Origin of the sequence: Pseudomonas sp. FW300-N2F2, from assembly GCF_017351655.1 — a bacterium.
Taxonomy (GTDB): domain Bacteria; phylum Pseudomonadota; class Gammaproteobacteria; order Pseudomonadales; family Pseudomonadaceae; genus Aquipseudomonas; species Aquipseudomonas fluorescens_AA.
In genome coordinates, this window is sequence record NZ_JACNDQ010000001.1 from 3177449 (window position 1) to 3196951 (window position 19503).

At 60.1% G+C, this 19503-nt stretch carries 17 protein-coding genes and 2 pseudogenes; 15 read left to right on the plus strand and 4 right to left on the minus strand.

Features of this window, described 5'->3' with window-relative positions; all coding sequences use genetic code 11:
- Nucleotides 1–5 precede the first annotated feature (5 nt).
- Nucleotides 6–923 carry a LysR substrate-binding domain-containing protein gene (locus tag J4E63_RS13705; RefSeq protein ID WP_060742461.1) on the minus strand — a complete coding sequence of 306 codons (918 nt, stop codon included), beginning with the start codon at nucleotides 921–923 and terminating at the stop codon, nucleotides 6–8.
- Nucleotides 924–1110: 187 nt separating this feature from the next.
- Between J4E63_RS13705 and J4E63_RS13710 the strand changes: the two genes are divergently transcribed.
- From J4E63_RS13710 to J4E63_RS13725, 4 genes are all read left to right on the plus strand, one after another.
- Nucleotides 1111–1860 (plus strand): SDR family NAD(P)-dependent oxidoreductase, encoded by a 750-nt coding sequence (locus J4E63_RS13710; protein WP_207282311.1) that lies wholly within the window; start codon nucleotides 1111–1113, stop codon nucleotides 1858–1860.
- Between the two features lie 96 nt (nucleotides 1861–1956).
- Entirely contained in the window at nucleotides 1957–3258 is a 1302-nt protein-coding gene (locus tag J4E63_RS13715; RefSeq protein WP_207282312.1) for an MFS transporter, read from the plus strand.
- 17 nt (nucleotides 3259–3275) lie between these two features.
- Nucleotides 3276–4124 carry a transketolase gene (locus tag J4E63_RS13720; protein WP_207282313.1) on the plus strand — a complete coding sequence of 283 codons (849 nt, stop codon included), beginning with the start codon at nucleotides 3276–3278 and terminating at the stop codon, nucleotides 4122–4124.
- Nucleotides 4121–5143 carry a transketolase family protein gene (locus J4E63_RS13725; RefSeq protein WP_103308258.1) on the plus strand — a complete coding sequence of 341 codons (1023 nt, stop codon included), beginning with the start codon at nucleotides 4121–4123 and terminating at the stop codon, nucleotides 5141–5143. Before J4E63_RS13720 ends, J4E63_RS13725 begins: the two co-directional genes overlap by 4 nt.
- 57 nt (nucleotides 5144–5200) lie before the next feature.
- Here the strand turns inward: J4E63_RS13725 and J4E63_RS13730 are convergent, their stop codons facing one another.
- Complete coding sequence (locus J4E63_RS13730) at nucleotides 5201–6136, minus strand: helix-turn-helix domain-containing protein (protein ID WP_207282314.1); 936 nt, start codon at nucleotides 6134–6136, stop codon at nucleotides 5201–5203.
- A gap of 562 nt (nucleotides 6137–6698) precedes the next feature.
- Here J4E63_RS13730 and J4E63_RS13735 point away from each other — a divergent pair.
- The 11 genes and pseudogenes from J4E63_RS13735 to J4E63_RS13780 all read left to right on the plus strand — a co-directional run bounded on the left by J4E63_RS13735 (nucleotide 6699) and on the right by J4E63_RS13780 (nucleotide 17219).
- Complete coding sequence (locus J4E63_RS13735; RefSeq protein ID WP_060742467.1) at nucleotides 6699–7754, plus strand: phenylacetaldoxime dehydratase family protein; 1056 nt, start codon at nucleotides 6699–6701, stop codon at nucleotides 7752–7754.
- A gap of 87 nt (nucleotides 7755–7841) precedes the next feature.
- Nucleotides 7842–8708, plus strand: coding sequence for a transporter (locus J4E63_RS13740; protein ID WP_060742468.1), 867 nt, complete (start codon nucleotides 7842–7844; stop codon nucleotides 8706–8708).
- 106 nt (nucleotides 8709–8814) lie between these two features.
- Nucleotides 8815–9339 (plus strand): group 1 truncated hemoglobin, encoded by a 525-nt coding sequence (locus tag J4E63_RS13745; protein WP_207282315.1) that lies wholly within the window; start codon nucleotides 8815–8817, stop codon nucleotides 9337–9339.
- 237 nt (nucleotides 9340–9576) lie between these two features.
- A complete protein-coding gene (locus J4E63_RS13750; RefSeq protein WP_207282316.1) occupies nucleotides 9577–11091 on the plus strand; it encodes an amidase in 1515 nt (504 codons plus the stop codon).
- A 76-nt stretch (nucleotides 11092–11167) separates the two neighbouring features.
- Nucleotides 11168–11806, plus strand: coding sequence for a nitrile hydratase subunit alpha (gene nthA / locus J4E63_RS13755; RefSeq protein ID WP_207282317.1), 639 nt, complete (start codon nucleotides 11168–11170; stop codon nucleotides 11804–11806).
- A gap of 19 nt (nucleotides 11807–11825) precedes the next feature.
- Complete coding sequence (gene nthB / locus J4E63_RS13760; RefSeq protein ID WP_207282318.1) at nucleotides 11826–12479, plus strand: nitrile hydratase subunit beta; 654 nt, start codon at nucleotides 11826–11828, stop codon at nucleotides 12477–12479.
- Nucleotides 12480–12487: 8 nt separating this feature from the next.
- Nucleotides 12488–12916, plus strand: coding sequence for a nitrile hydratase accessory protein (locus tag J4E63_RS13765; protein WP_237140777.1), 429 nt, complete (start codon nucleotides 12488–12490; stop codon nucleotides 12914–12916).
- Nucleotides 12917–12976: 60 nt separating this feature from the next.
- The gene (locus tag J4E63_RS13770) at nucleotides 12977–13654 is read left to right on the plus strand and encodes an energy-coupling factor ABC transporter permease (protein ID WP_207282319.1); all 678 of its coding nucleotides are present in this window, start codon (nucleotides 12977–12979) and stop codon (nucleotides 13652–13654) included.
- A 115-nt stretch (nucleotides 13655–13769) separates the two neighbouring features.
- A pseudogene (locus J4E63_RS13775) lies at nucleotides 13770–14762 on the plus strand (PAS domain-containing protein); the annotation flags it as partial.
- An 81-nt stretch (nucleotides 14763–14843) separates the two neighbouring features.
- Nucleotides 14844–15053, plus strand: a pseudogene (locus tag J4E63_RS31270) (methyl-accepting chemotaxis protein); the annotation flags it as partial.
- A gap of 198 nt (nucleotides 15054–15251) precedes the next feature.
- Complete coding sequence (locus J4E63_RS13780) at nucleotides 15252–17219, plus strand: TonB-dependent receptor domain-containing protein (protein ID WP_207282321.1); 1968 nt, start codon at nucleotides 15252–15254, stop codon at nucleotides 17217–17219.
- Here the strand turns inward: J4E63_RS13780 and J4E63_RS13785 are convergent.
- Both J4E63_RS13785 and J4E63_RS13790 read right to left on the minus strand, forming a co-directional pair.
- Nucleotides 17203–18552, minus strand: coding sequence for an ATP-binding protein (locus J4E63_RS13785; protein WP_207282504.1), 1350 nt, complete (start codon nucleotides 18550–18552; stop codon nucleotides 17203–17205). The two genes, J4E63_RS13780 and J4E63_RS13785, sit on opposite strands and share 17 nt — an antisense overlap.
- 29 nt (nucleotides 18553–18581) lie before the next feature.
- Nucleotides 18582–19346, minus strand: coding sequence for a response regulator transcription factor (locus tag J4E63_RS13790; RefSeq protein ID WP_207282322.1), 765 nt, complete (start codon nucleotides 19344–19346; stop codon nucleotides 18582–18584).
- Between the last annotated feature and the right edge of the window lie 157 nt (nucleotides 19347–19503).

Below are 19503 nucleotides of genomic sequence, written 5' to 3' on the forward strand. Positions count from 1 at the left end.
CCACTTCAGAACACGAAACTATGCCCTAACTCCCCCTCCATCCACCCCAAAAACCGCCTGACTCTGGGAAAGCTGGAGTGAGCCCTTGGGAACACCAGGTGGTGGGCGGCGACCGGAGAGCTCAACGCTTCGGGGGCGACCTCGACCAGTGAGCCACTGGCGAGGTATTTTTGTGCCAGCAGCGTGCTTTCGAGGGCGAATCCCAAACCGTGGCTCGCCGCTTCCAGGCTCATGTAGGAGCGGTCAAAACTCAAGGCGTAGGGTTTTTCGGGGCGGGCCAGGCCATGTTGGGCGAACCACTCAGGCCATCTGAGCAAGGTCGCTTCGGAAAGGATCAGGTCTTCAGCCAGAAGATCAGCGGCGCTTTTTACCGTGCAACGCGCGATCAGCTTGGGCGAGGCCAGCACAGCGAAGTTCTCGTTACGCACAGTACGCACTTCATAGCTGGGCCAATTGGGCCGGCCGTGGCGAATATCGACATCGATCTTGTCCTGGCTGAAATGCAGCGATTCATAGGAGCAAGACAAATTGATTTGGATGTCCGGGTTGGTCAAGCGAAATGACTCCAACCTGGGCATCAGCCATAGCAAGCCAAAGCTGGGGGAGGAATGCAGCCGCAGGCAATCCAGGCTCACGTCACTCGCGGCCCGCTGGGTGGCGACTTCAAGGCTCTGCAACAAACCGGAAATGTCCTTCAAGTACTGCTCACCTACCGGTGTCAGCGTCACCCCACGCGCAGCCCGCACAAACAGCTGTCGACCAATCATGACCTCCAGCTTGGCCAGTTGATGGCTGATCGCTGACGGCGTGAGGTCGAGCACTTCGGCGGCTCTTGCCAGGTTGCCAAAACGAGCGGTTTGCTCGAAGGCTTGAATGGCTCTCAGCGGTGGCAGATGGGATGAAGGGATATCGTCCTGGCGCATCAGTATTCAGCCTGTTTTTGTGGCACGAGCAGGGAGTGCCATTCAAGCATTTGCGATCTGCATTGACGAGTGCTGAATTTTATTCATGTAGCAGTGACGTTTGCGTTATTGCTCGACCTGTTGACGGGGACCACTCTGGGTCATCGATCGCTGAATCGAACCATAAAAACAATCAGAGGTATCCCTCATGCTTCTTCAAGGCAAAGTCGCGATTATTACTGGCGCTGCATCCGAACGTGGTATCGGCCGGGCAACGGCTGTTACCTTCGCCAGACACGGCGCCCGCGTCGTGATCCTGGATCTCGACGAATCCGCCGCCCGTGACGCCGCGGCCACCCTCGGCGAAGGCCATCTGGGCCTGGCTGCCAATGTCGCCGACGAAACGCAAGTCAAAGCCGCGGTCGCCAAGGTTGTCGAGCGCTACGGCCGTATCGACATACTCATCAACAATGCCGGCATCACGCAGCCGATCAAGACCCTGGACATACGCCCGGGCGATTACGACAAAGTCCTGGATGTGAGCCTGCGCGGCACGCTGTTGATGTCGCAGGCAGTCATCCCGGTCATGCGTACCCAGGCCTCGGGCAGCATCGTTTGCATGTCATCCGTGTCGGCCCAGCGCGGCGGCGGCATCTTCGGCGGCCCCCACTACAGCGCAGCGAAAGCCGGTGTACTCGGGCTTGGCAAAGCCATGGCGCGGGAGTTTGGCGCGGACAACATTCGCGTCAACTCCATCACGCCAGGTTTGATCCATACCGACATCACTGGCGGCCTGATGCAGGACGATCGTCGTCACGCCATCATCGAAAGCATCCCGCTGGGCCGGCTCGGTGCCGCGCAGGATGTCGCCAATGCGGCACTGTTCCTCGCCAGCGACTTGTCCTCCTACCTCACCGGTATCACGCTCGATGTAAACGGCGGCATGTTGATCCACTGACGATCAACTGAAGCCACCCACTGCCCTTTCAGTTCTGGATCGAAGATACGTCGGGCCTGAGCCCGGCGTTCTATAAAAACAAGAGATCAGACCATCATGATGACCACCATGACGCTCGACACTGTGTCCACAGTGCGCTCAAGCGCGTATCGCAAGACTGCCTGGCGATTGATGCCTTTCCTTATGTTGTGCTACCTGTGCGCTTACCTGGACCGGGTGAATGTCGGGTTCGCAAAGCTTCAGATGATGAATGACCTGGCCCTGAGCGAGACCGTATACGGGCTTGGCGCCGGCATGTTCTTTCTTGGTTATTTCCTTTGCGAAGTGCCCAGCAACCTCATCCTCCACAAGGTCGGTGCCCGGCGCTGGATCGCACGCATCATGATCTCGTGGGGCATCATCTCCGCCCTCTTCGCCTTCGTAGAAACGGCCTGGCAGTTCTATACGCTGCGCTTTCTGCTCGGGATCGCCGAAGCGGGTCTCGCGCCGGGCTTGCTGCTCTACCTCACTTACTGGTTCCCCTCCTACCGTCGCGCCAAAATGACAGTGCTGTGGTTCATCGCCATCCCGCTCTCGGGGATGATCGGCGGACCGCTCTCAGGCTGGATCATGACGCAGTTCGCAGGCGTTCATGGCTGGGCGGGCTGGCAGTGGATGTTCGTGATTGAAGCCGCTCCGACCGTCATCGTCGGCCTGATGGTACTGGCTTACCTCAAGGACGGCGTGCACCAGGCGACCTGGCTCACCGATGAAGAAAAAGCGCTGGTCGCCAAAGAACTGGCCGAGGACAACAGCCGCAAAGTCACCCACGCATCGGTCGGGGCATTCCTGCGGGACCGCCGCCTGTGGATTCTCGCCGGTATCTACTTTTGCGTGGTCATGGGCCAGTACGCGATCACCTTTTGGCTGCCAACGCTTATCCGTAATGCAGGTGTTGCCGATCCGATGCACATCGGATTGCTCACCAGTCTCCCCTATCTGTGCGCCATCATTGCGATGGTGCTCATGGGGCGCAGCGGCGACAAATACCAGGAGCGGCGCTGGCATCTGGTCGGGCCAATGCTTGCCGGCGCGCTGGGCCTCACGTTGGCGGCAGTGTTCGGTGCCAACCTGACGTTGTCGGTGTTGTGCCTGTGCCTTGCAGCAGCAGGCGTGCTGTCGGCGTCTTCACTGTTCTGGATGCTGCCTACCACCTTGCTCGGTGGTGTCTCCGCCGCTGCGGGGATCGCCGGAATCAATAGCTTTGCCAATCTGGCGGGTTTCTGCTCGCCGTACCTGATTGGTTGGATCACCACCACGACCGGTTCGAGCGCCATCGGCATGTACCTGATTACCGGTGTGCTGTGCATCGGTGCCTGTTTGGTACTGCGCATTCCTGCCGCTTCGGTCAATCGTTGAGTTAACGGAGAATTTCCATGACTGCCACTTTATCTCGCGCGGCGTCCACCACATTGGTGCAGCGTGCCCATAACATTCGCCGCCATGCCTTGCGCATGGGGCAAGTCCAGGGCCAGGGCTATGTCGGTCAGGCATTGGGCGCGGCAGACTTGCTGGCCGTGTCGTACTTTCATGCCTTGAACTACAAGCCCGAAGACCCCGAGTGGGAACAGCGTGATCGCTTTTACCTTTCCATCGGTCACTACGCGATCGCGCTGTATGCCGCGCTGATCGAGGCTGAAATCATTCCACTGGATGAGCTTGAAACCTACGGTTCGGATGACAGCCGCCTGCCCATGTCCGGTATGGCCACCTACACCCCCGGCATGGAAATCACCGGCGGCTCGCTGGGCCAGGGACTGGGCATCGCGGTAGGCGCCTGCCTGGGTCTGAAGCGCAAACAGTCCGGCTCTTTCGTTTACAACCTGCTATCGGATGGCGAGTTGAATGAGGGCTCTACCTGGGAAGCGGTGATGTCAGCTTCGCACTGGAAACTCGACAACCTGATCGCCATCGTCGACGTCAACAACCAGCAAGCCGACGGACACTCCAGCGAGGTGCTGGCATTTGAACCCATCGTTGACCGATGGCAAGCCTTTGGCTGGTTTACCCAGCGGGTAGACGGTAACGACCTGGACGCCTTGGTCAAAGCGTTCGACGCAGCCCGCAGCCATCCCGCCGCACAGCCGCGCGTCATCATCTGCGATACCAAGATGGGCAAAGGCGTGCCGTTCCTGGAAACCCGCGAAAAGACTCACTTCATCCGCGTAGATGAGCATGAATGGGATGTGGCCCTGAACAACCTGGAAGAAGGCAAAACAGCATGAACAACGCACAAAAGACCAACGTTCAGGTGCCCGCAGCGGCGAAGAAAAAGCTGACGACCTCGGCAATGATTGCTTCGATTGCCGCTGAAGGCCAGGCCACAAAACCAGCGCCATTCGGTCACGCACTGGCCGCACTCGCGGACCAGCGCCAGGACATCGTGGGTTTATCGGCTGACTTGTCCAAGTACACCGACCTGCACATTTTTGCGAAGGCGCACCCAGAGCGCTTCTACCAGATGGGCATGGCTGAACAACTGTTGATGAGCGCGGCGGCCGGCATGGCTCGGGAGGGGTTCGTGCCCTTCGCCACCACTTACGCGGTGTTTGCTTCGCGACGGGCCTATGACTTCATCTGCATGGCGATTGCCGAGGAAAACCTCAACGTTAAAATTGTCTGCGGTCTGCCGGGCCTGACCACCGGGTACGGCCCCAGTCACCAGGCAACGGATGATCTGGCGATCTTCCGCGCCATGCCGAACCTGATGATCGTCGACCCCTGCGACGCCCTGGAAATCGAACAAGCCGTGCCCGCCATTGCCGCGCACCAAGGGCCCGTCTACATGCGGTTACTGCGCGGCAACGTACCGCTGGTGCTCGATGAATATGGCTATGAATTCGAGATCGGCAAAGCCAAGACCCTGCGTACAGGCAATGAGGTTTTAATCATTTCCACCGGTTTGATGACAATGCGCGCCCTGGAAGCAGCCAAGGAACTTCAGGCTGACGGTGTGGATGTCGCGGTGCTTCACGTTCCCACGATCAAGCCTTTGGATGAGCAGACTATCCTGGCTGAGGCCAGAAAGCCGGGACGACTGGTCGTGACGGCCGAAAACCACTCCATCATCGGCGGATTGGGCGAAGCGGTGGCCGCCGTGCTGTTGCGCAATGGGGTCACGCCGACGTTCAGGCAAATAGCGCTGCCGGACGCGTTTCTCGATGCGGGTGCACTTCCGACGTTGCACGATCGCTACGGTATTTCCACCCAGGCTGTGTGCGCACAGATCAAGGGTTGGTTATAGGTTTTAAAACTGCAGGGGGGGAATCCCCCCTGAACGCCGTGGGGAAAGCCCCCCTTTTTACTCTCGTCGCAGGAGCGTATGGGGAGCAACGCCAAAGGCCTTGCGAAAAGCGTGGCTGAAATGAGAGAAGTCGGAGAAACCGAAATCCAGCGCCGCCTGAGAAATACTGCGGACTTGACCGCGCTCAATAGCCTCGCGGCTGGCGAGCAAGCGTGCCTTCCAGATTTCTGCGACCGGCGATTTCTGATGACGGGCGAAAGCGCGCGTCACCGTGCGTGTGGAGACATGGTGGGCTTGCGCGATGCGTTCGAGCGACAGGTCCGCCTCGGTCAAATACTGGTGGATGTACTTCATGATCCGGCCATGCAGATCCAACTCGTCATGAGTCTGCTTTAAATCCTGGAGTTCCAGGCTGACCACCAGAAGGTCGAGCAACGTGCTGGAGTAACGACTGGAGACTGCTGTGTTATGGAAGACTGAAGGCATACTCGCGGCTTGACGTAACATCTCGCGTAACGGAATCACCCCCGGGCGACGATCATCCAGAACCACAGCGGTGCAGTCCGCTATGGAGGGCAAGCGCTGACTGAGCAGTTGTCGCGGAATGCGGACAAGGTGGTTATCAGTACCACCGAAGCTGAATCTGAACGGCTGGGATGCGTCATAAAGAAACAGATCGTCCGCCGCCAGTTTCGTCCGTCGGTCAGCCTGCTCCAGTTCGCCATAACCACTCCTGGTGAAGCCCAACCACAAATCGTCATTAGGATCACTGCGCAGGTGCTGGGCGGAACGCTCCCAATAGTGCAAGGGTGCGGACAACGTGCAAATGTCCAATGAGCCCATGGCATGCACCTCCAGCGCCCCGTCAAAATCGCTCTGCGCCAGTCGTTTGCTGTCTGCGTCCAGGCAGTGGTGACAAACCACCTCTTTCCAGTAATCGAACCGGAGGGGGGCCGTAACGGCAAGCGTTGAATACTGACATGTCTGGTTCATTGCATTCACCTCGCGGCGGCGTTTCAACAAAAGAAGCGGGGTAACGTTTTTGCGAGCCAAGCAATTAGCAGGCCATCTCCATCGCATCATTCCCGCTGCCAGACACCTTGGAAGATAGCCGCCTGCACGTTACAGAGGCCGATCCCTCCAACACTCCCCATGCCACTTCTCGGGGCACATCGCCCCCTTGTTTCACACTCCCCGCACCATTGCCGCGCGCTGACATGCCGGCCTTTTTTACCTGTCCTTTTTAACCAAACGGTTGTCCATTCGAGCCAAGCACGTTGCATCCCCCCTGGATAATTTTCACTCCACGCCGTGTCCCTACAAGCACGAATGAGGAGGTGTCTCATGCATCCACGAGAACAGCAGCGACTGTCCGATTCATCCTGGTTTTTACAGCGATGGGACATGGCACCCGAAGAGTTCGCCACTTACCTGGTGCAGCTCGGGACCTTGGTGCTGCAACGCCGATGGAGTGGTACCCACCGCAAAACAACAACATCCACTGGGATGTAGAACAGCGAACCGTCCGTTTGAGACGGAAATAAAGGAGCCCCCCATGGAATCTGCAATCGATAAACATCTCAAATGTCCCCGGACTTTGTCCCGTCGTGTCCACGACGATTACCAGCCACCCTTCCCGATGTTTGTGGGGCGGGCTGACGAAAACGTGAAGCAAGTTGTAATGGCTTACCTCGGGGTGCAATTTCGCGACGAGCAACGCGCCGCCGCCCTGCAAGCCATGCGCTACATTGACGCAAGCTTTGCCCTCGCCGATGGCCCAGGGAATCACGACCTGACCTACCACCTCGACAATCAGGGTTATGGAAACTTCATCGCCGTGGGCTACTGGCGTGATCCCGCCGCCTATCACCGATGGCTACTTTCAGCGCCTGTGGCCGATTGGTGGGGCGACGATGCGCGCCTGAACGAGGGGTTGGGGTATTTCCGCGAAGTCATCGCACCACGTGCCGAGCAGTTCGAGACGCTGTATGCATTCCAGGACGATTTGCCAGGTGTCGGTGCGATCATGGACGGCATCAGCGGCGAGATCGAGGAGCACGGCTACTGGGGCTCGGCGCGGGACCGCTTTGCTATCTCGCAGACCGACTGGATGCAGCCGACCAGCGAACTGCAAGTCATTTCAGGCGACCCCGCCAAGGGCGGCAGGGTCGTGGTACGCGGCCACGACAACCTGACGCTGATCCGCTCCGGACAAGACTGGGTCGAAGCCGGCGACGAAGAGCGCGCGCTCTATTTCAACGAGATGCTACCGCCACTGCAAGACGGCATGAACTTCCTGCGTGACGAGGGGCAGGCGCTGGGCTGCTACAGCAACCGCTTCGTACGCAATGTCGACCTGGATGGCAATCTCCTCGACATCGCCTATGACATCGGTCACTGGCGATCCCTCGACAAACTGGAGCGCTGGGCAGAATCCCACCCCACTCACTTGCGTATTTTCACCACGTTCTTCCGAGTGATCGGGGGCCTTTCGAAGCTGCGGCTGTATCACGAGGTCTCGGTAGCGGACGGTAGCCAACAACTGTTCGAGTACATCAACTGCCATCCGCAGACCGGGATGATGCGCGACGCGCAAGTGTCGCCCACCTGACTCCATCGCTGACTCCACTTTTAGCCCTGCGCGTCGCCTGATGGGCGCTAGCGGGGCTCTTTTTGCCCGAAAAAAGGATCGTCGATCATGAAACAGTTCCGCTACCTGTCGCTTGCCGCCCTCCTCCCCAGCCTTTCCTCTCACGCGCTCGAGGTGGATCCTGGCGATTACGAGCCGCTCCCCGTGGGTGCGACCATCGGCGTGGTCTACTACCAGCACGCCACCACGGACAGTGCCTATGCCCAGGGGCACAAGACCAGCTCCGATTTCAACCTGACTTCCGATATCGGCATTCTGCGTCTGCTGCACGTCTATCAGTTGAGCGAGCGGCTGACCATCGAGCCTCAATTCCTGTTGCCCTTCGGTCATGTCTCGGGCGGTGGTGACGCTTCTGGTCTAGGCGACGCCAGCGGCATCGGCGACCTCATTCTCACCGCGCCGCTCAAGTACCGTCTCAACGACGCCAACGACACCCTCGGTGCGACCGCCTACTTGTACGTGCCGACTGGCGACTATGACAAAGACGACGCGCTCAACATTGGCGAGAACCGTTGGAAGGTTGATCTCCAGGCCGCTTACGTCAAGCACTTCACGGAGAAGTGGGCCATCGACCTCGTCGGTGACGCTATCTGGTACGGAGACAACAACGACTTCGGCGCCAGCTCCGCCCGCCGGGAACAGGACGTTTCCTACGGCGCTCAGTTAATGGGGCGCTACATGCCCGACGAGACCACTGCGCTGGCTATCGGCTTCGGCCACAGTTGGGGTGGGGAAAACCAGATCGATGGTGTCAACCAGGACGACAGGATGGAAACCACCAACTTCCGCGTCACGGCCAGAAAGTTTTTCACCGCCAAGGACCAACTCCAAGTGCAACTTGGACGCGACCTTGCGGTGGAGAACGGCCCCAAAGAGGACTTTCGCATGAACCTGCGCTACGTCAGGGTCTTTTAGGCCCGCCCGTCTCTACCACCCGTTGTCCTTATCAACCAAGCGTGTGCCCAACAACGCGACAGTTGGCTAATGAGATGCCTCTCACCCGAAACGGAGTAACCAGACAATGACCGACCAGCAACCCACCACGGAACAACAACCCTCCCTCTATACCCGTCTTGGCGGCTATGACGTGATCTATCAGTTCGCGGGCGCAGTGTTGAGAAAGACAATGGGACACCCGGCCATCGGGCACATCTGGGCCCATATGTCGGAATCGACGTTCCAAAAGGAACACATCAATTTTGTCGATTTCCTTTCCGAGCACTGGGGTGGAAGCGCCAAATACAGGGGTCGAGACATGGTCACCGCGCATCGCGGGATGGGGCTGACCGAGGTGCACTGGCAAGCCGTGCTCGATTGTCTCGAGGCGTGCTACGACGACTACGGTCTGGCCCCGGATCTGCGCAAAGAGGTCAATGACTTCCTCATCAAGTTCAAACCGGCGGTGATCGGGAGCCCCTCCTATCGGGACGTCGTACTCGCGCACCCGGAAATGGACCCCGCCAAAGGCATGAGAAGCGTTGGGGTTGTCTGGCCAAAACCAGGGAAGTCATCTCGGAAACAGACCACGCCTGAATCCGAAGACTGATACCCCGGCATAAGCCTGAGCCACAGCAATGGAGGGCGACCGTGGAGGAGCAAGCGAGTCCCGCTCAACCAAGCGACTGTCCTCCTCAGCCAAGCGCTGCTCAATCTGTGGAGATAGCTTGATACCAGCCCCGGCCACGGCTCGCCAATCGTGCGCACCGTGCCCGGGCATTCCCGAGATGACGTTTGAACAGACATTGCCAGCCCCTGCGGGTTGGCACAGGACACAGGACACCCCATGGCCATCATCCGCCCGACTCTCGAACAAGTGCAGGATCTCGCCAGCCGCCTGCACATACAGCTGACACCCGAGCAAGCCAGCGAATACCTGGCGCTCATGCAATCCAGTTTCGATGCCTACGACCTCGTCGATGAGTTGCCTGATTTCATCCCTTCAGTGCGCTACGAGCGCAGTTCCGGTTATCGCCCTTCAAGCACGGAGAACCCGCTGAACGCTTGGTACTACAGAACTGAGGTGATGGGCGCCAGTTCGGGCAAGCTCGCTGGCAAGACGGTCGCGCTCAAAGACAATATCTCCCTGGCCGGTGTCCCGATGATGAACGGCGCCGCACCACTGGAGGGTTTCGTACCGTCGTTTGATGCCACCGTGGTGACGCGTCTGCTCGACGCTGGAGCAACCATCCTCGGCAAAGCCACCTGCGAACACTACTGCCTCTCCGGTGGTAGCCATACCTCGGACCCCGCGCCTGTGCACAACCCTTTTCGCCATGGTTTCACAACAGGCGGTTCGTCTTCTGGCAGCGCGGCGCTTGTGGCGACGGGCGCGGTCGACCTGGCTATCGGTGGCGACCAAGGCGGTTCCATCCGCATTCCTGCCGCATGGTGCGGCATTTATGGAATGAAACCTACCTGGGGTCTAGTGCCTTACACCGGGGTCATGGCGATCGAGTCCACCTTCGACCATGTCGGCCCCATGACGAACAACGTACGCGATAACGCGCTCATGCTCGAAGTGATGGCCGGCGCCGACGGGCTCGACCCTCGCCAGGCCGCCCCCAAGGTCGATGCCTATTGCGATTATCTGGAACGAGGCGTGGCCGGACTCCGGATCGGGATCCTTCAGGAAGGCTTCCAACTCGCCAACCAGGATCCACGTATCGCAGAAAAGGTCCGCAGCGCTATCGCCCGGCTCGAATCCTTGGGCGCGCGGGTCGAGGAGGTATCGGTTCCCGAACACAACCTGGCGGGATCGTTATGGAGCCCTATCGGCTGTGAAGGCCTGACCATGCAAATGATGCACGGCAATGGCGCGGGTTTTAACTGGAAGGGGCTGTACGACGTGGGCCTGTTGGACAAACAGGCCGGTTGGCGCGACCAGGCAAACGCATTGTCACCGTCCCTCAAGCTTTGCATGTTCGTGGGCCAGTTCGGTCTGGAGCGCTACAACGGTCGCTACTACGCCAAGGCCCAGAACATAGCGCGCTTTGCCCGAGACGCCTATGACCGGGCGCTGAACACCTATGACCTGCTCGTCATGCCGACTGTGCCAATCACCGCCCAGCCGCTCCCGGAACCGGGCTCTTCAATCACCGAGACCGTCACGCGTGCGTTGGAGATGCTTGGCAATACGGCCGCTCAGGACATTACAGGGCACCCCGCCATGTCGATCCCTTGCGGCCTGGTGGACGGACTGCCCGTGGGGCTGATGTTAGTCGCAAAACATTATGCCGAAGGCACCCTCTATCAGGCTGCAGCCGCATTCGAGGCCTCTGTCGATTGGCGGACGTTGTAGACCTGCGCATCGCATTGGCGAACGAACACCGGCAAGTAGCACTGAAAGTGAGTATCAACTTCAGAGGAGCCAAGACATGAGCCATACCCACGAACATCATCACGATCACGATCATGACCACACCGAGCCCCCCGAGGCCATCGCCTTGCGTGTCAAGGCACTCGAATCCCTGTTGATCGAAAAGGGCTTGGTCGACCCAGCCGCCATGGATGCTCTGGTGGACACTTACCAGCACAAGGTCGGCCCGCGCAACGGCGCCCAGGTGGTCGCCAAGGCCTGGTTCGATCCCGATTACAAGCATCGGTTGCTGGAAGATGCCACCGCGGCCATTGCCGAACTGGGTTTTTCCGGCGTGCAGGGCGAAGACATGGTCGTGGTGGAGAACACCGCGACCGTGCACAACGTGACGGTCTGCACGCTGTGCTCCTGCTACCCCTGGCCGACCTTGGGCCTGCCACCCGTCTGGTACAAATCCGCGCCCTATCGGTCACGGATCGTCATCGATCCGCGCAGCGTGCTGGCCGAATTCGGCTTGATCATTCCCGATGACAAGGAAGTCCGCGTCTGGGACAGCAGTGCTGAGTTGCGCTACCTGGTACTGCCGGAACGTCCGGCCGGTACTGACGGCTGGAGCGAGGAACGACTGATCGAGCTGGTGACGCGTGACGCCATGATCGGCACTGGCCTGCCGAAGACGCCGGGCGACGAAGCCTGAACCCGAGAAGGAGAAAACCATGAACGGTGTACACGACTTAGGCGGTATGCACGGTTTCGGCCCGGTGCTCACCGAAGAAAATGAACCCATCTTCCATCACGACTGGGAGCGCAGGGTCTTTCCGCTGTTCGCCTCGCTCTTCGTCGGCGGACACTTCAATGTCGACGAATTCCGACATTCCATTGAACGCATGGAACCGGCTGAATACTTGCAGTCCAGTTACTACGAGCATTGGCTGCATGCCTTCGAGAACCTGCTGCTGGAAAAAGGCGTGATCAGCACTGGCGAACTGCAGGGTACGGCCAAACCAACCCCATCGACACAGCCCATCACGGTTTTAACACCGGACATCGTCGAGGCCGTAGTGCTCGGCGGCGCCTCTTCCCGGGCAAAGGAACCCGTCTCTGGCCGCTTCCGGGTCGGTGACCGGGTGCGGACGAAGAACCTCAACCCAACCACCCACACCCGACTGCCCCGCTACGCGCGCGGCAAGGTCGGGACCATCGAGATTGCACACGGCGCGTTTGCCACCCCGGACACGATGGCCCACGGTCTCGGCGAACAACCCCAACAGGTCTATGCCGTTCGTTTCAGTGCGACAGAACTGTGGGGAGTGGCGCGACCGGACAGTGTTTGCATTGATCTGTGGGACAACTATCTGGAGGCCGTATGAGCGCCAGCATGCGTCACATCCCCCCAATAGCCGGCCTGTCTCTCGACGATGAAGGCCCGGTCTTCGACAAACCTTGGCAGGCCGAGGCTTTTTCCCTGCTGGTCCACCTGCACCAGATCGGTCTGTTCCCCTGGGAGGACTGGGTGCAGGTATTCAGCGACGAGATCAAGGCTGCCCCGGCGCAACCCGGAGAAAGCGTCAACGACACTTACTACCGGCAGTGGCTCACAGCGTTGGAAAGAATGGTCACCACACTCGGTTTAACGGGTATGGAAGACATCAGCCGGCGCACCGAGGAATGGCAGCAGGCTTACTTGAATACCCCCCACGGACAGCCGGTGACGCTGCTCAATGCGAGTTGCCCACCGGCCCATGGAAACGGCCACGAACACCTGCCGCGGCACGAGCCGGTGGCGATCAGCCGGGCCATAAGCTGAGGCCGGAGTCGTCCTGTTTTTTTACTTTCGAGGTCGCGTAGCGGCCAAGGGGCAATCGTCATGCATATCGAACCTAACCTGGTGGAAGCTGGAAAACTCTGGCTGAGCTACGTCACTGCCGCAGGTGCCGGCGCCTACACCCTCAAACTCGCAGCCCAAGCCATGGGCGAGCGTGGTGCCTTCTCGCTGCTGGCTCGCACTGTCACTGCCACGGCCCTGGTATTCAGCTTCTTCGAGCTACTACCGCATCATCCCGTCGGCGTCTCCGAGGTCCATCTCATCCTGGGGTCAACCCTGTTTCTGCTGCTCGGTGCCGCACCTGCGGCAGTGGGTCTGGCCCTGGGACTGTTGATCCAGGGTCTGTTCTTCGCGCCATTCGACCTGCCGCAATACGGCATGAACGTCACCACCCTTCTGGTACCGCTGTTCGCAGTTACCGCCCTGGCGAAACGCATCATCGCGCCAAACACACCGTATGTGGAGCTGAGCTACAGACAAGCGCTGGGGCTGTCGACCGCCTTCCAGGGGGGCATTGTCGCCTGGGTTGCCTTCTGGGCCTTCTACGGACGAGGCTTCACAGCAGAAAACGCCCTGTCAATTCTGACCTTCGGCAGTGCCTACATGAGCGTCGTCATCCTCGAACCGCTGTTGGACCTGGCCGTGCTGGCCGGTGCCAAGGCCACACATCGCCTGCGTGGTAGCACGCTGCTCGAGCGCCGTCTGTACCAGGCCGCCTGAGTCGACAGACTCCAGTCCAGGCCAGACTGTCCCCGGGCGTTCGAAAACCGTAATGCTCGGGGGCATCAAGAGCGAGAACCGTCCCGAAACCTCGTGAGCGAACCAGAGGTGTTTGATGTTTTTCAGAAATAGCACCCGCAAGGAATTGAAGCTGCTCGGCGACCGGCTGGAACAGCCCGACGGCGAGGGAGTATCGATAGCGGCGAAGGATTCGTCCCTGCGACGGGTACTGGCGGGCATCGAACGCCTGCTCGCCGATCGCACGGCGCTCCGGGCCAGCGTGGTCGACCTTAATACTGAACTGCAACGCCTCAGGCTTCAGTTGGGTGAATACGAAACGCGGTTGCATGATCAAGAACAACTTTGGCAATTGGCGGCAAGCGGGTCGGAAGATCTGCTCTGGAAATTGCAGCTCGATGGCAGCCTGCAGCCCGCACGTGATGCAGTACTGCAATGGTTCGGCAACCTGCCCACCCAAACGGATCTCCCGGTCTATCTAGGCTCCTGGAACGATTGCCTTCACCCTGACGACCGCCAGGCCAACCTGGATGCCCTGGCTCATCACCTTGCCGATCGCAGCGGACATGCGCCCTACCAGGTGGAGGTGCGCCTCGCGAGCCACTCGGGAGAATACCGCTGGGTCCAGATCTGCGGTGAAACGCTCCGTGACGAACGGGGGCTGCCACAGATCAGCGTCGGTATGCTGCGCGACATCCACAAACAGCGCTTGCGAGACGAAGAATTCGCGATGCTCTCGGCCCGCTTCGATATTTCCCGCGAATGCATCCAGGACGCACTCTGGGATATCAATATCATCGCAGGCGACCCAGCCAATCCCCATAACGTCATCTGGTTCTCGTCACAGATGCGTCGCATGCTCGGCTACGAAACCATCGAAGAGTTTCCCAATGTGTTCGAAAGCTGGTTGTCCCGCCTGCATCCCGAAGACAGCCAGCGTGCCGTGCAAGCGTTTGTCGACCATGTCGCCGACCGCTCCGGCCAAACACCCTTCGATGTGACCTACCGCCTCAAGCACCGCAACGACGAGTACCGTTGGTTCAGAGGCAGAGGTCAGACCCAGCGAAGCAACGACGGCACGCCCTTACGTACAGTGGGGGCGATCACCGACGTGCACTCCCATCGCGAGGAAAGCCAGTTGCGCCAGACTCAGGAACGTCAGCATCAAGCCATGCAGGAAAACCTCGCCAAGCTGACGCAGATAGTCGCCGCCATCCAAAGCATCGCCAAACAGACCAATCTACTGGCCCTGAATGCGGCCATAGAGGCGGCCAGAGCCGGTGAGGCCGGAAGGGGTTTCGCAGTGGTCGCCGACGAGGTCCGCAAGCTGGCTACCCGGACCAGCCAGGCCACCCAACAGGCGGCCGACATGATCGAGAGGTACTGAGTTCAAGCGAGGCATCCATGCTACTCGCCCCGACTTCTCGTGCAAAACCCAGGCAGTGGCGCTCCTGGGTTTTCGCGAGTGAACTCGAACCTACAGTGGGGTGCTGTAGGATTTGCCTGTCACACTTTGTCCAATCTTCACCAGTGCAGATGATTACGATTCTCTTTTAAGTTGAATTGTAAAGGACACCTCATGCACTCCCCTCTCCGTTTTCCAGCATTGTCCCCGTGGACGCGTTTCGCCCTGGCCGCCAGTGCAGCCGGCGCGCTGTGCACGTCCGCCCAGGCTGCTGAACCGCAGGCCTTGACCCTTGATGATGTGGTCGTGACCGCCTCCGGCTACGAGCAACGCATTGAGGATGCGCCGGCCTCTGTCACGGTGATTGATGGGGAGACGCTACGCCGCAAGTCGTATCGCGATCTGGGCGACGCGGTGCGGGATGTTGAGGGGGTGACGGTCAACGGCGGGGCCAATGAGACGGACATCTCCATTCGCGGCATGCCGGCCGATTACACGCTGATTCTGGTCGATGGCAAGCGCCAGAGTGCCCGGGAATCGCGGGTCAACGGTAACAGCGGTTACGAGCAGAGTTTCGTGCCGCCGGCGGCGGCCATCGAGCGTATCGAAGTGGTGCGTGGGCCGATGTCGTCGCTGTACGGCTCGGACGCCATTGGCGGGGTGATCAACGTGATTACCCGCAAGGTTTCGCCGCAGTGGGGCGGCTCGGTGTCCTACGATTATTCCGCGCGCCAGCACAGCGATCAAGGCAACGCCCGTCAGACGCAGTTCTACCTCAATGGTCCGTTGCACGAAGATTTTCTCGGCTTGCAGGTCTGGGGCCGTTACCTGGATCGTCAGGCCGATGACGACATCGAGCAAACCAACGGTTTCAGCCAGGCCGATCACCGCGACCTGACCGCACGCCTGGCCTTCACCCCGACCGTCGACCACGACATTCTGCTGGAGGCTGGCGCCACGCGCTTGAAGAACGGCGACGGCATCAGTGCCAATTGGGCCACCCGCGAGCAGGAGAACAATCGCGATCACTGGTCGCTGTCGCATCAGGGCCGTTGGGGTTGGGCCACGTCGGATATCGCCTTGTCCCAGGAAACCTCCAGCCGCGAAGGCAAGGCCACGCCGGCGCAAACCGATATTTACGGGCGCAAACCGGAGGTCAAGAACACCGTGTTCGACGCCAAACTGGTGGTGCCCACCACGCACAATGTCAGTACCGTGGGCATGCAATGGAATGAAAGCGAATTGACCGACTGGAACCAGGGTCTGGGCGATCGCGTCGATTACGAGTTTTCGGTGCTGCAAAAAGCCGTGTTCGCCGAAAACGAATGGTCGGTGACCGACAGCTTCGCACTGACCACCGGCCTGCGCCTGGACGACCACGAACAATATGGCACCCACGCCAGTCCGCGGATCTACGGGGTGTGGCGCGCCACCGATAACTGGACGCTCAAGGGCGGCATCGCCCGCGGTTTCAAGGCACCCGAATTGCGCGCGGTGGTCAAGGATTACGCCTACCTGCGACGCAACCGTTTCGTGATGCTCGGCAACCCCGACCTGAAACCGGAAACCAGCACCAACTACGAGTTCTCGGCGTTGTGGTCCAACCGCGATGATCTGTCGGCGGGCGCGACGGTGTTCTACAACGACTTCCAGGACAAGTTGTCGACGGTCACCACCGACGAGCGCTGGAACGGTTACATCGTCATGGATCGGGTCAACATCGATAAGGCCGTGATCCAGGGTGTGGAGCTGACCGGGCAATGGGATATCAACGCCAGTGTGTTGCTCAAGGCCAATTACACCTACACCGACTCGGAACAGAAAAGCGGCGCCAATGCCGGCGCACCACTGGCGCTGACGCCCAAGCAAAAAGCCAACCTGCGCGGCGAGTGGGCGATCAATAATCGCGCGCAAGCGTGGGCGTCGGTCAGCTACTACGGAGAAGAAACCGGCAACACCATTACCGATGAAAGTGCACCAGGCTACACCACCGCCGATCTGGGCGGCTCTTATGAGCTCACCGATTCGATCACGTTGAACAGTTCGCTGAACAACATCACCGACAAGCGCCTGGACGATGAAACCTACGGCACGGTGAACTACGGTCGCACGTTGTGGATGGGCGCTACGTTGAACTTCTGAGCAGCGCGGCCGGCAGCCTGACCACGGCGCACAATCCGGCGGACGGGCGGTTTTCCAGCAGCAGTTCGCCACCGTGTGCCTGCACGCAGGCGCGGGCGATGGCCAGGCCCAGGCCGACACCGCCCTTGTGCCCATCGGCCGTTCCACCGGCGAACTGCACGAACGGCTCGAACACCCTGCTCAACCAGGCATCGGGAAGTCCTGCACCGTGGTCGAGGATGTCCAGGCGGACGGTGCCGGCGTCTTCGCGAGACAGGCTCAGCGTGGCGTCCCCGGCATGACGCAGGGCGTTGTCGATCAGGTTGGTCAGGGCCCGTTTCAGCGCCAGGGGCCGGCACGTCAGCATGATCGGCGGCGCTCCGTGCCAGGTTACAGGCTGGTTCAGCAGTTGGTAACGTTTGGCCAGATCATCCAGCAACCCGTTCAACGAAATGGTCAGCGTCGGCTCCTGCACAGCGTCTTCGCGGACGAAGTTGAGGGTTTCGCGCACCATCAGACTCAACTCTTCGAGACTTTCCAGCATGTCCTCGCGAGCATCGCCCTCCTCCAGCAGTTCCACTTGCAGGCGCAGTTCGGTGATTGGCGTATTGAGGTCATGGCTGATCGCGGCGAGCATGCGTGTGCGGCCCTCGACATGGCGGGCGATGCTGGCCTGCATGTGGTTGAACGCCGCCGTCAGGTCCCGTGCCTCCTGCGGCCCCGTCAGCGGCAACGGGGCAATCCACTCGCCGCGACTGACGCGCTCGGACGCCTGCACGAGGGTTTTCACAGGCTGCACCACGCGACTGATACAGAACATGACGATCAACAGTACCGGAATGATCGTCACCGGCAGGCTATACGTCAGGACTTTGCGCCACTCGTAAGCCCCGACCGGGTGCTGCAACGCGTTGAGGTAGCGGCCATCGGGCAGCTCGATGCTGCTGCGCAAACGCAACGGAGCCCAGCCAGCTGGGCTGAAGACCTGGTCCCGGGCATGACCGCCGGTGACCCGCTCCAGTTGCATGACCACGGCAAGGTCTGGCGCCAGTTGCAGGCGCTCGCGCAGCACATTGGCCAGGCGTTGTTCTTCGGCGCGCATGTCGAAGGGCTCGACGTCGGCGCGCCGATCAATCCAGAAATGTGCATCCGGGGTGATCATCGACGCCAGCAGCCGGGCGCCAACCTGGTTGGGTGCCTCGAGAGCCGCATGGTGCGCGGTGACCAGACGTTCCAGGCTCATGGTCCGCGACAGCGGATGGATCAACGCCCCGGTGCGCTGCAGAACCAGCATGGCAATTGCATTGGAAGCGAGCAACGCAAGTAACAGCAGCACACTGAGTTGATGAACCATCTTGCGCGGCCACAAGGCACGCAGGCGATTCATGGCGCCTGCAGCACGACATCGGACGCCAGCAGATAGCCGCCACCCCAGATGGTGCGCAGCAATTCCGGTTCCCCCGGTTTATGGGCCAACTTGCGACGCAGACGACTGACCTGACGGTCGATGGCGCGGTCTGTCACGTCTCTGTCGGTTGCGGTGGTCAAATCAATCAAGCGCTCGCGGGGCAGCAGCGTGTTGGGATGGTTGAGAAACACTTGCAGCAGCTTGCTTTCGACGGTGCTGAGCAGAATCGGCGGCTCTTGATCACGCGCCAGCGTGGCGTGACGGGCATCGTAACGCCAGTCGGCAAACAGGTAGCAGGGACTCATGTTCACGGCGACAGGGTCGGACGCCGGTATTGCCTGTTTCGCGCCGGTCGGGCGGCGTCGACGCAGCACGCTGTTGATCCGCGCCACCAGTTCCCGGGGCTCGAACGGTTTGGTGACGTAGTCGTCCGCGCCCAGATCAAGACCGCGAACCCGATCGGCGCAGGTGTCGCGCGCCGTCAGCAGAATCACCGGCGTATCGCTTCGCCGATAAAGACGACTGCACAACTCGAAACCATCGCCATCGGGCAGCGACACGTCGAGGATGATCACCTCAAAGCTGTGCTGCTTGAGCAACTGCCACATGCCCGCCGCATCCGCCGCCGTGCGCACCTCGAACGTGTGGCGACGCAGAAACGTCGCCAGCGGATCGCGGATCTTGCGGCTGTCATCGACGATGAGCACGCTGGGGGCTTTGCTGGAAGGAACTGGGGGCATCGCGGCGCAGGACTACCAAAGGGAAACAGGTAGCGATGATACTACGAACGCTTCTCAGTTGTATTGTTTGGGCCAGGGGCTGATCCCTTGCCTGCGAAGGCGTCAGTGACATCATTATCCAATCCAATCCAATCCAACCCAACCCAACCCAACCCAA

Bases quoted from the DNA above. Each gene is read 5' to 3' on its own strand.
- J4E63_RS13705 (WP_060742461.1), bottom strand. From the start codon at position 923: ATGCGCCAGGACGATATCCCTTCATCCCATCTGCCACCGCTGAGAGCC.
- J4E63_RS13710 (WP_207282311.1), top strand. From the start codon at position 1,111: ATGCTTCTTCAAGGCAAAGTCGCGATTATTACTGGCGCTGCATCCGAA.
- J4E63_RS13715 (WP_207282312.1), top strand. From the start codon at position 1,957: ATGATGACCACCATGACGCTCGACACTGTGTCCACAGTGCGCTCAAGC.
- J4E63_RS13720 (WP_207282313.1), top strand. From the start codon at position 3,276: ATGACTGCCACTTTATCTCGCGCGGCGTCCACCACATTGGTGCAGCGT.
- J4E63_RS13725 (WP_103308258.1), top strand. From the start codon at position 4,121: ATGAACAACGCACAAAAGACCAACGTTCAGGTGCCCGCAGCGGCGAAG.
- J4E63_RS13730 (WP_207282314.1), bottom strand. From the start codon at position 6,136: ATGAACCAGACATGTCAGTATTCAACGCTTGCCGTTACGGCCCCCCTC.
- J4E63_RS13735 (WP_060742467.1), top strand. From the start codon at position 6,699: ATGGAATCTGCAATCGATAAACATCTCAAATGTCCCCGGACTTTGTCC.
- J4E63_RS13740 (WP_060742468.1), top strand. From the start codon at position 7,842: ATGAAACAGTTCCGCTACCTGTCGCTTGCCGCCCTCCTCCCCAGCCTT.
- J4E63_RS13745 (WP_207282315.1), top strand. From the start codon at position 8,815: ATGACCGACCAGCAACCCACCACGGAACAACAACCCTCCCTCTATACC.
- J4E63_RS13750 (WP_207282316.1), top strand. From the start codon at position 9,577: ATGGCCATCATCCGCCCGACTCTCGAACAAGTGCAGGATCTCGCCAGC.
- nthA (WP_207282317.1), top strand. From the start codon at position 11,168: ATGAGCCATACCCACGAACATCATCACGATCACGATCATGACCACACC.
- nthB (WP_207282318.1), top strand. From the start codon at position 11,826: ATGAACGGTGTACACGACTTAGGCGGTATGCACGGTTTCGGCCCGGTG.
- J4E63_RS13765 (WP_237140777.1), top strand. From the start codon at position 12,488: ATGCGTCACATCCCCCCAATAGCCGGCCTGTCTCTCGACGATGAAGGC.
- J4E63_RS13770 (WP_207282319.1), top strand. From the start codon at position 12,977: ATGCATATCGAACCTAACCTGGTGGAAGCTGGAAAACTCTGGCTGAGC.
- J4E63_RS13780 (WP_207282321.1), top strand. From the start codon at position 15,252: ATGCACTCCCCTCTCCGTTTTCCAGCATTGTCCCCGTGGACGCGTTTC.
- J4E63_RS13785 (WP_207282504.1), bottom strand. From the start codon at position 18,552: ATGGTTCATCAACTCAGTGTGCTGCTGTTACTTGCGTTGCTCGCTTCC.
- J4E63_RS13790 (WP_207282322.1), bottom strand. From the start codon at position 19,346: ATGCCCCCAGTTCCTTCCAGCAAAGCCCCCAGCGTGCTCATCGTCGAT.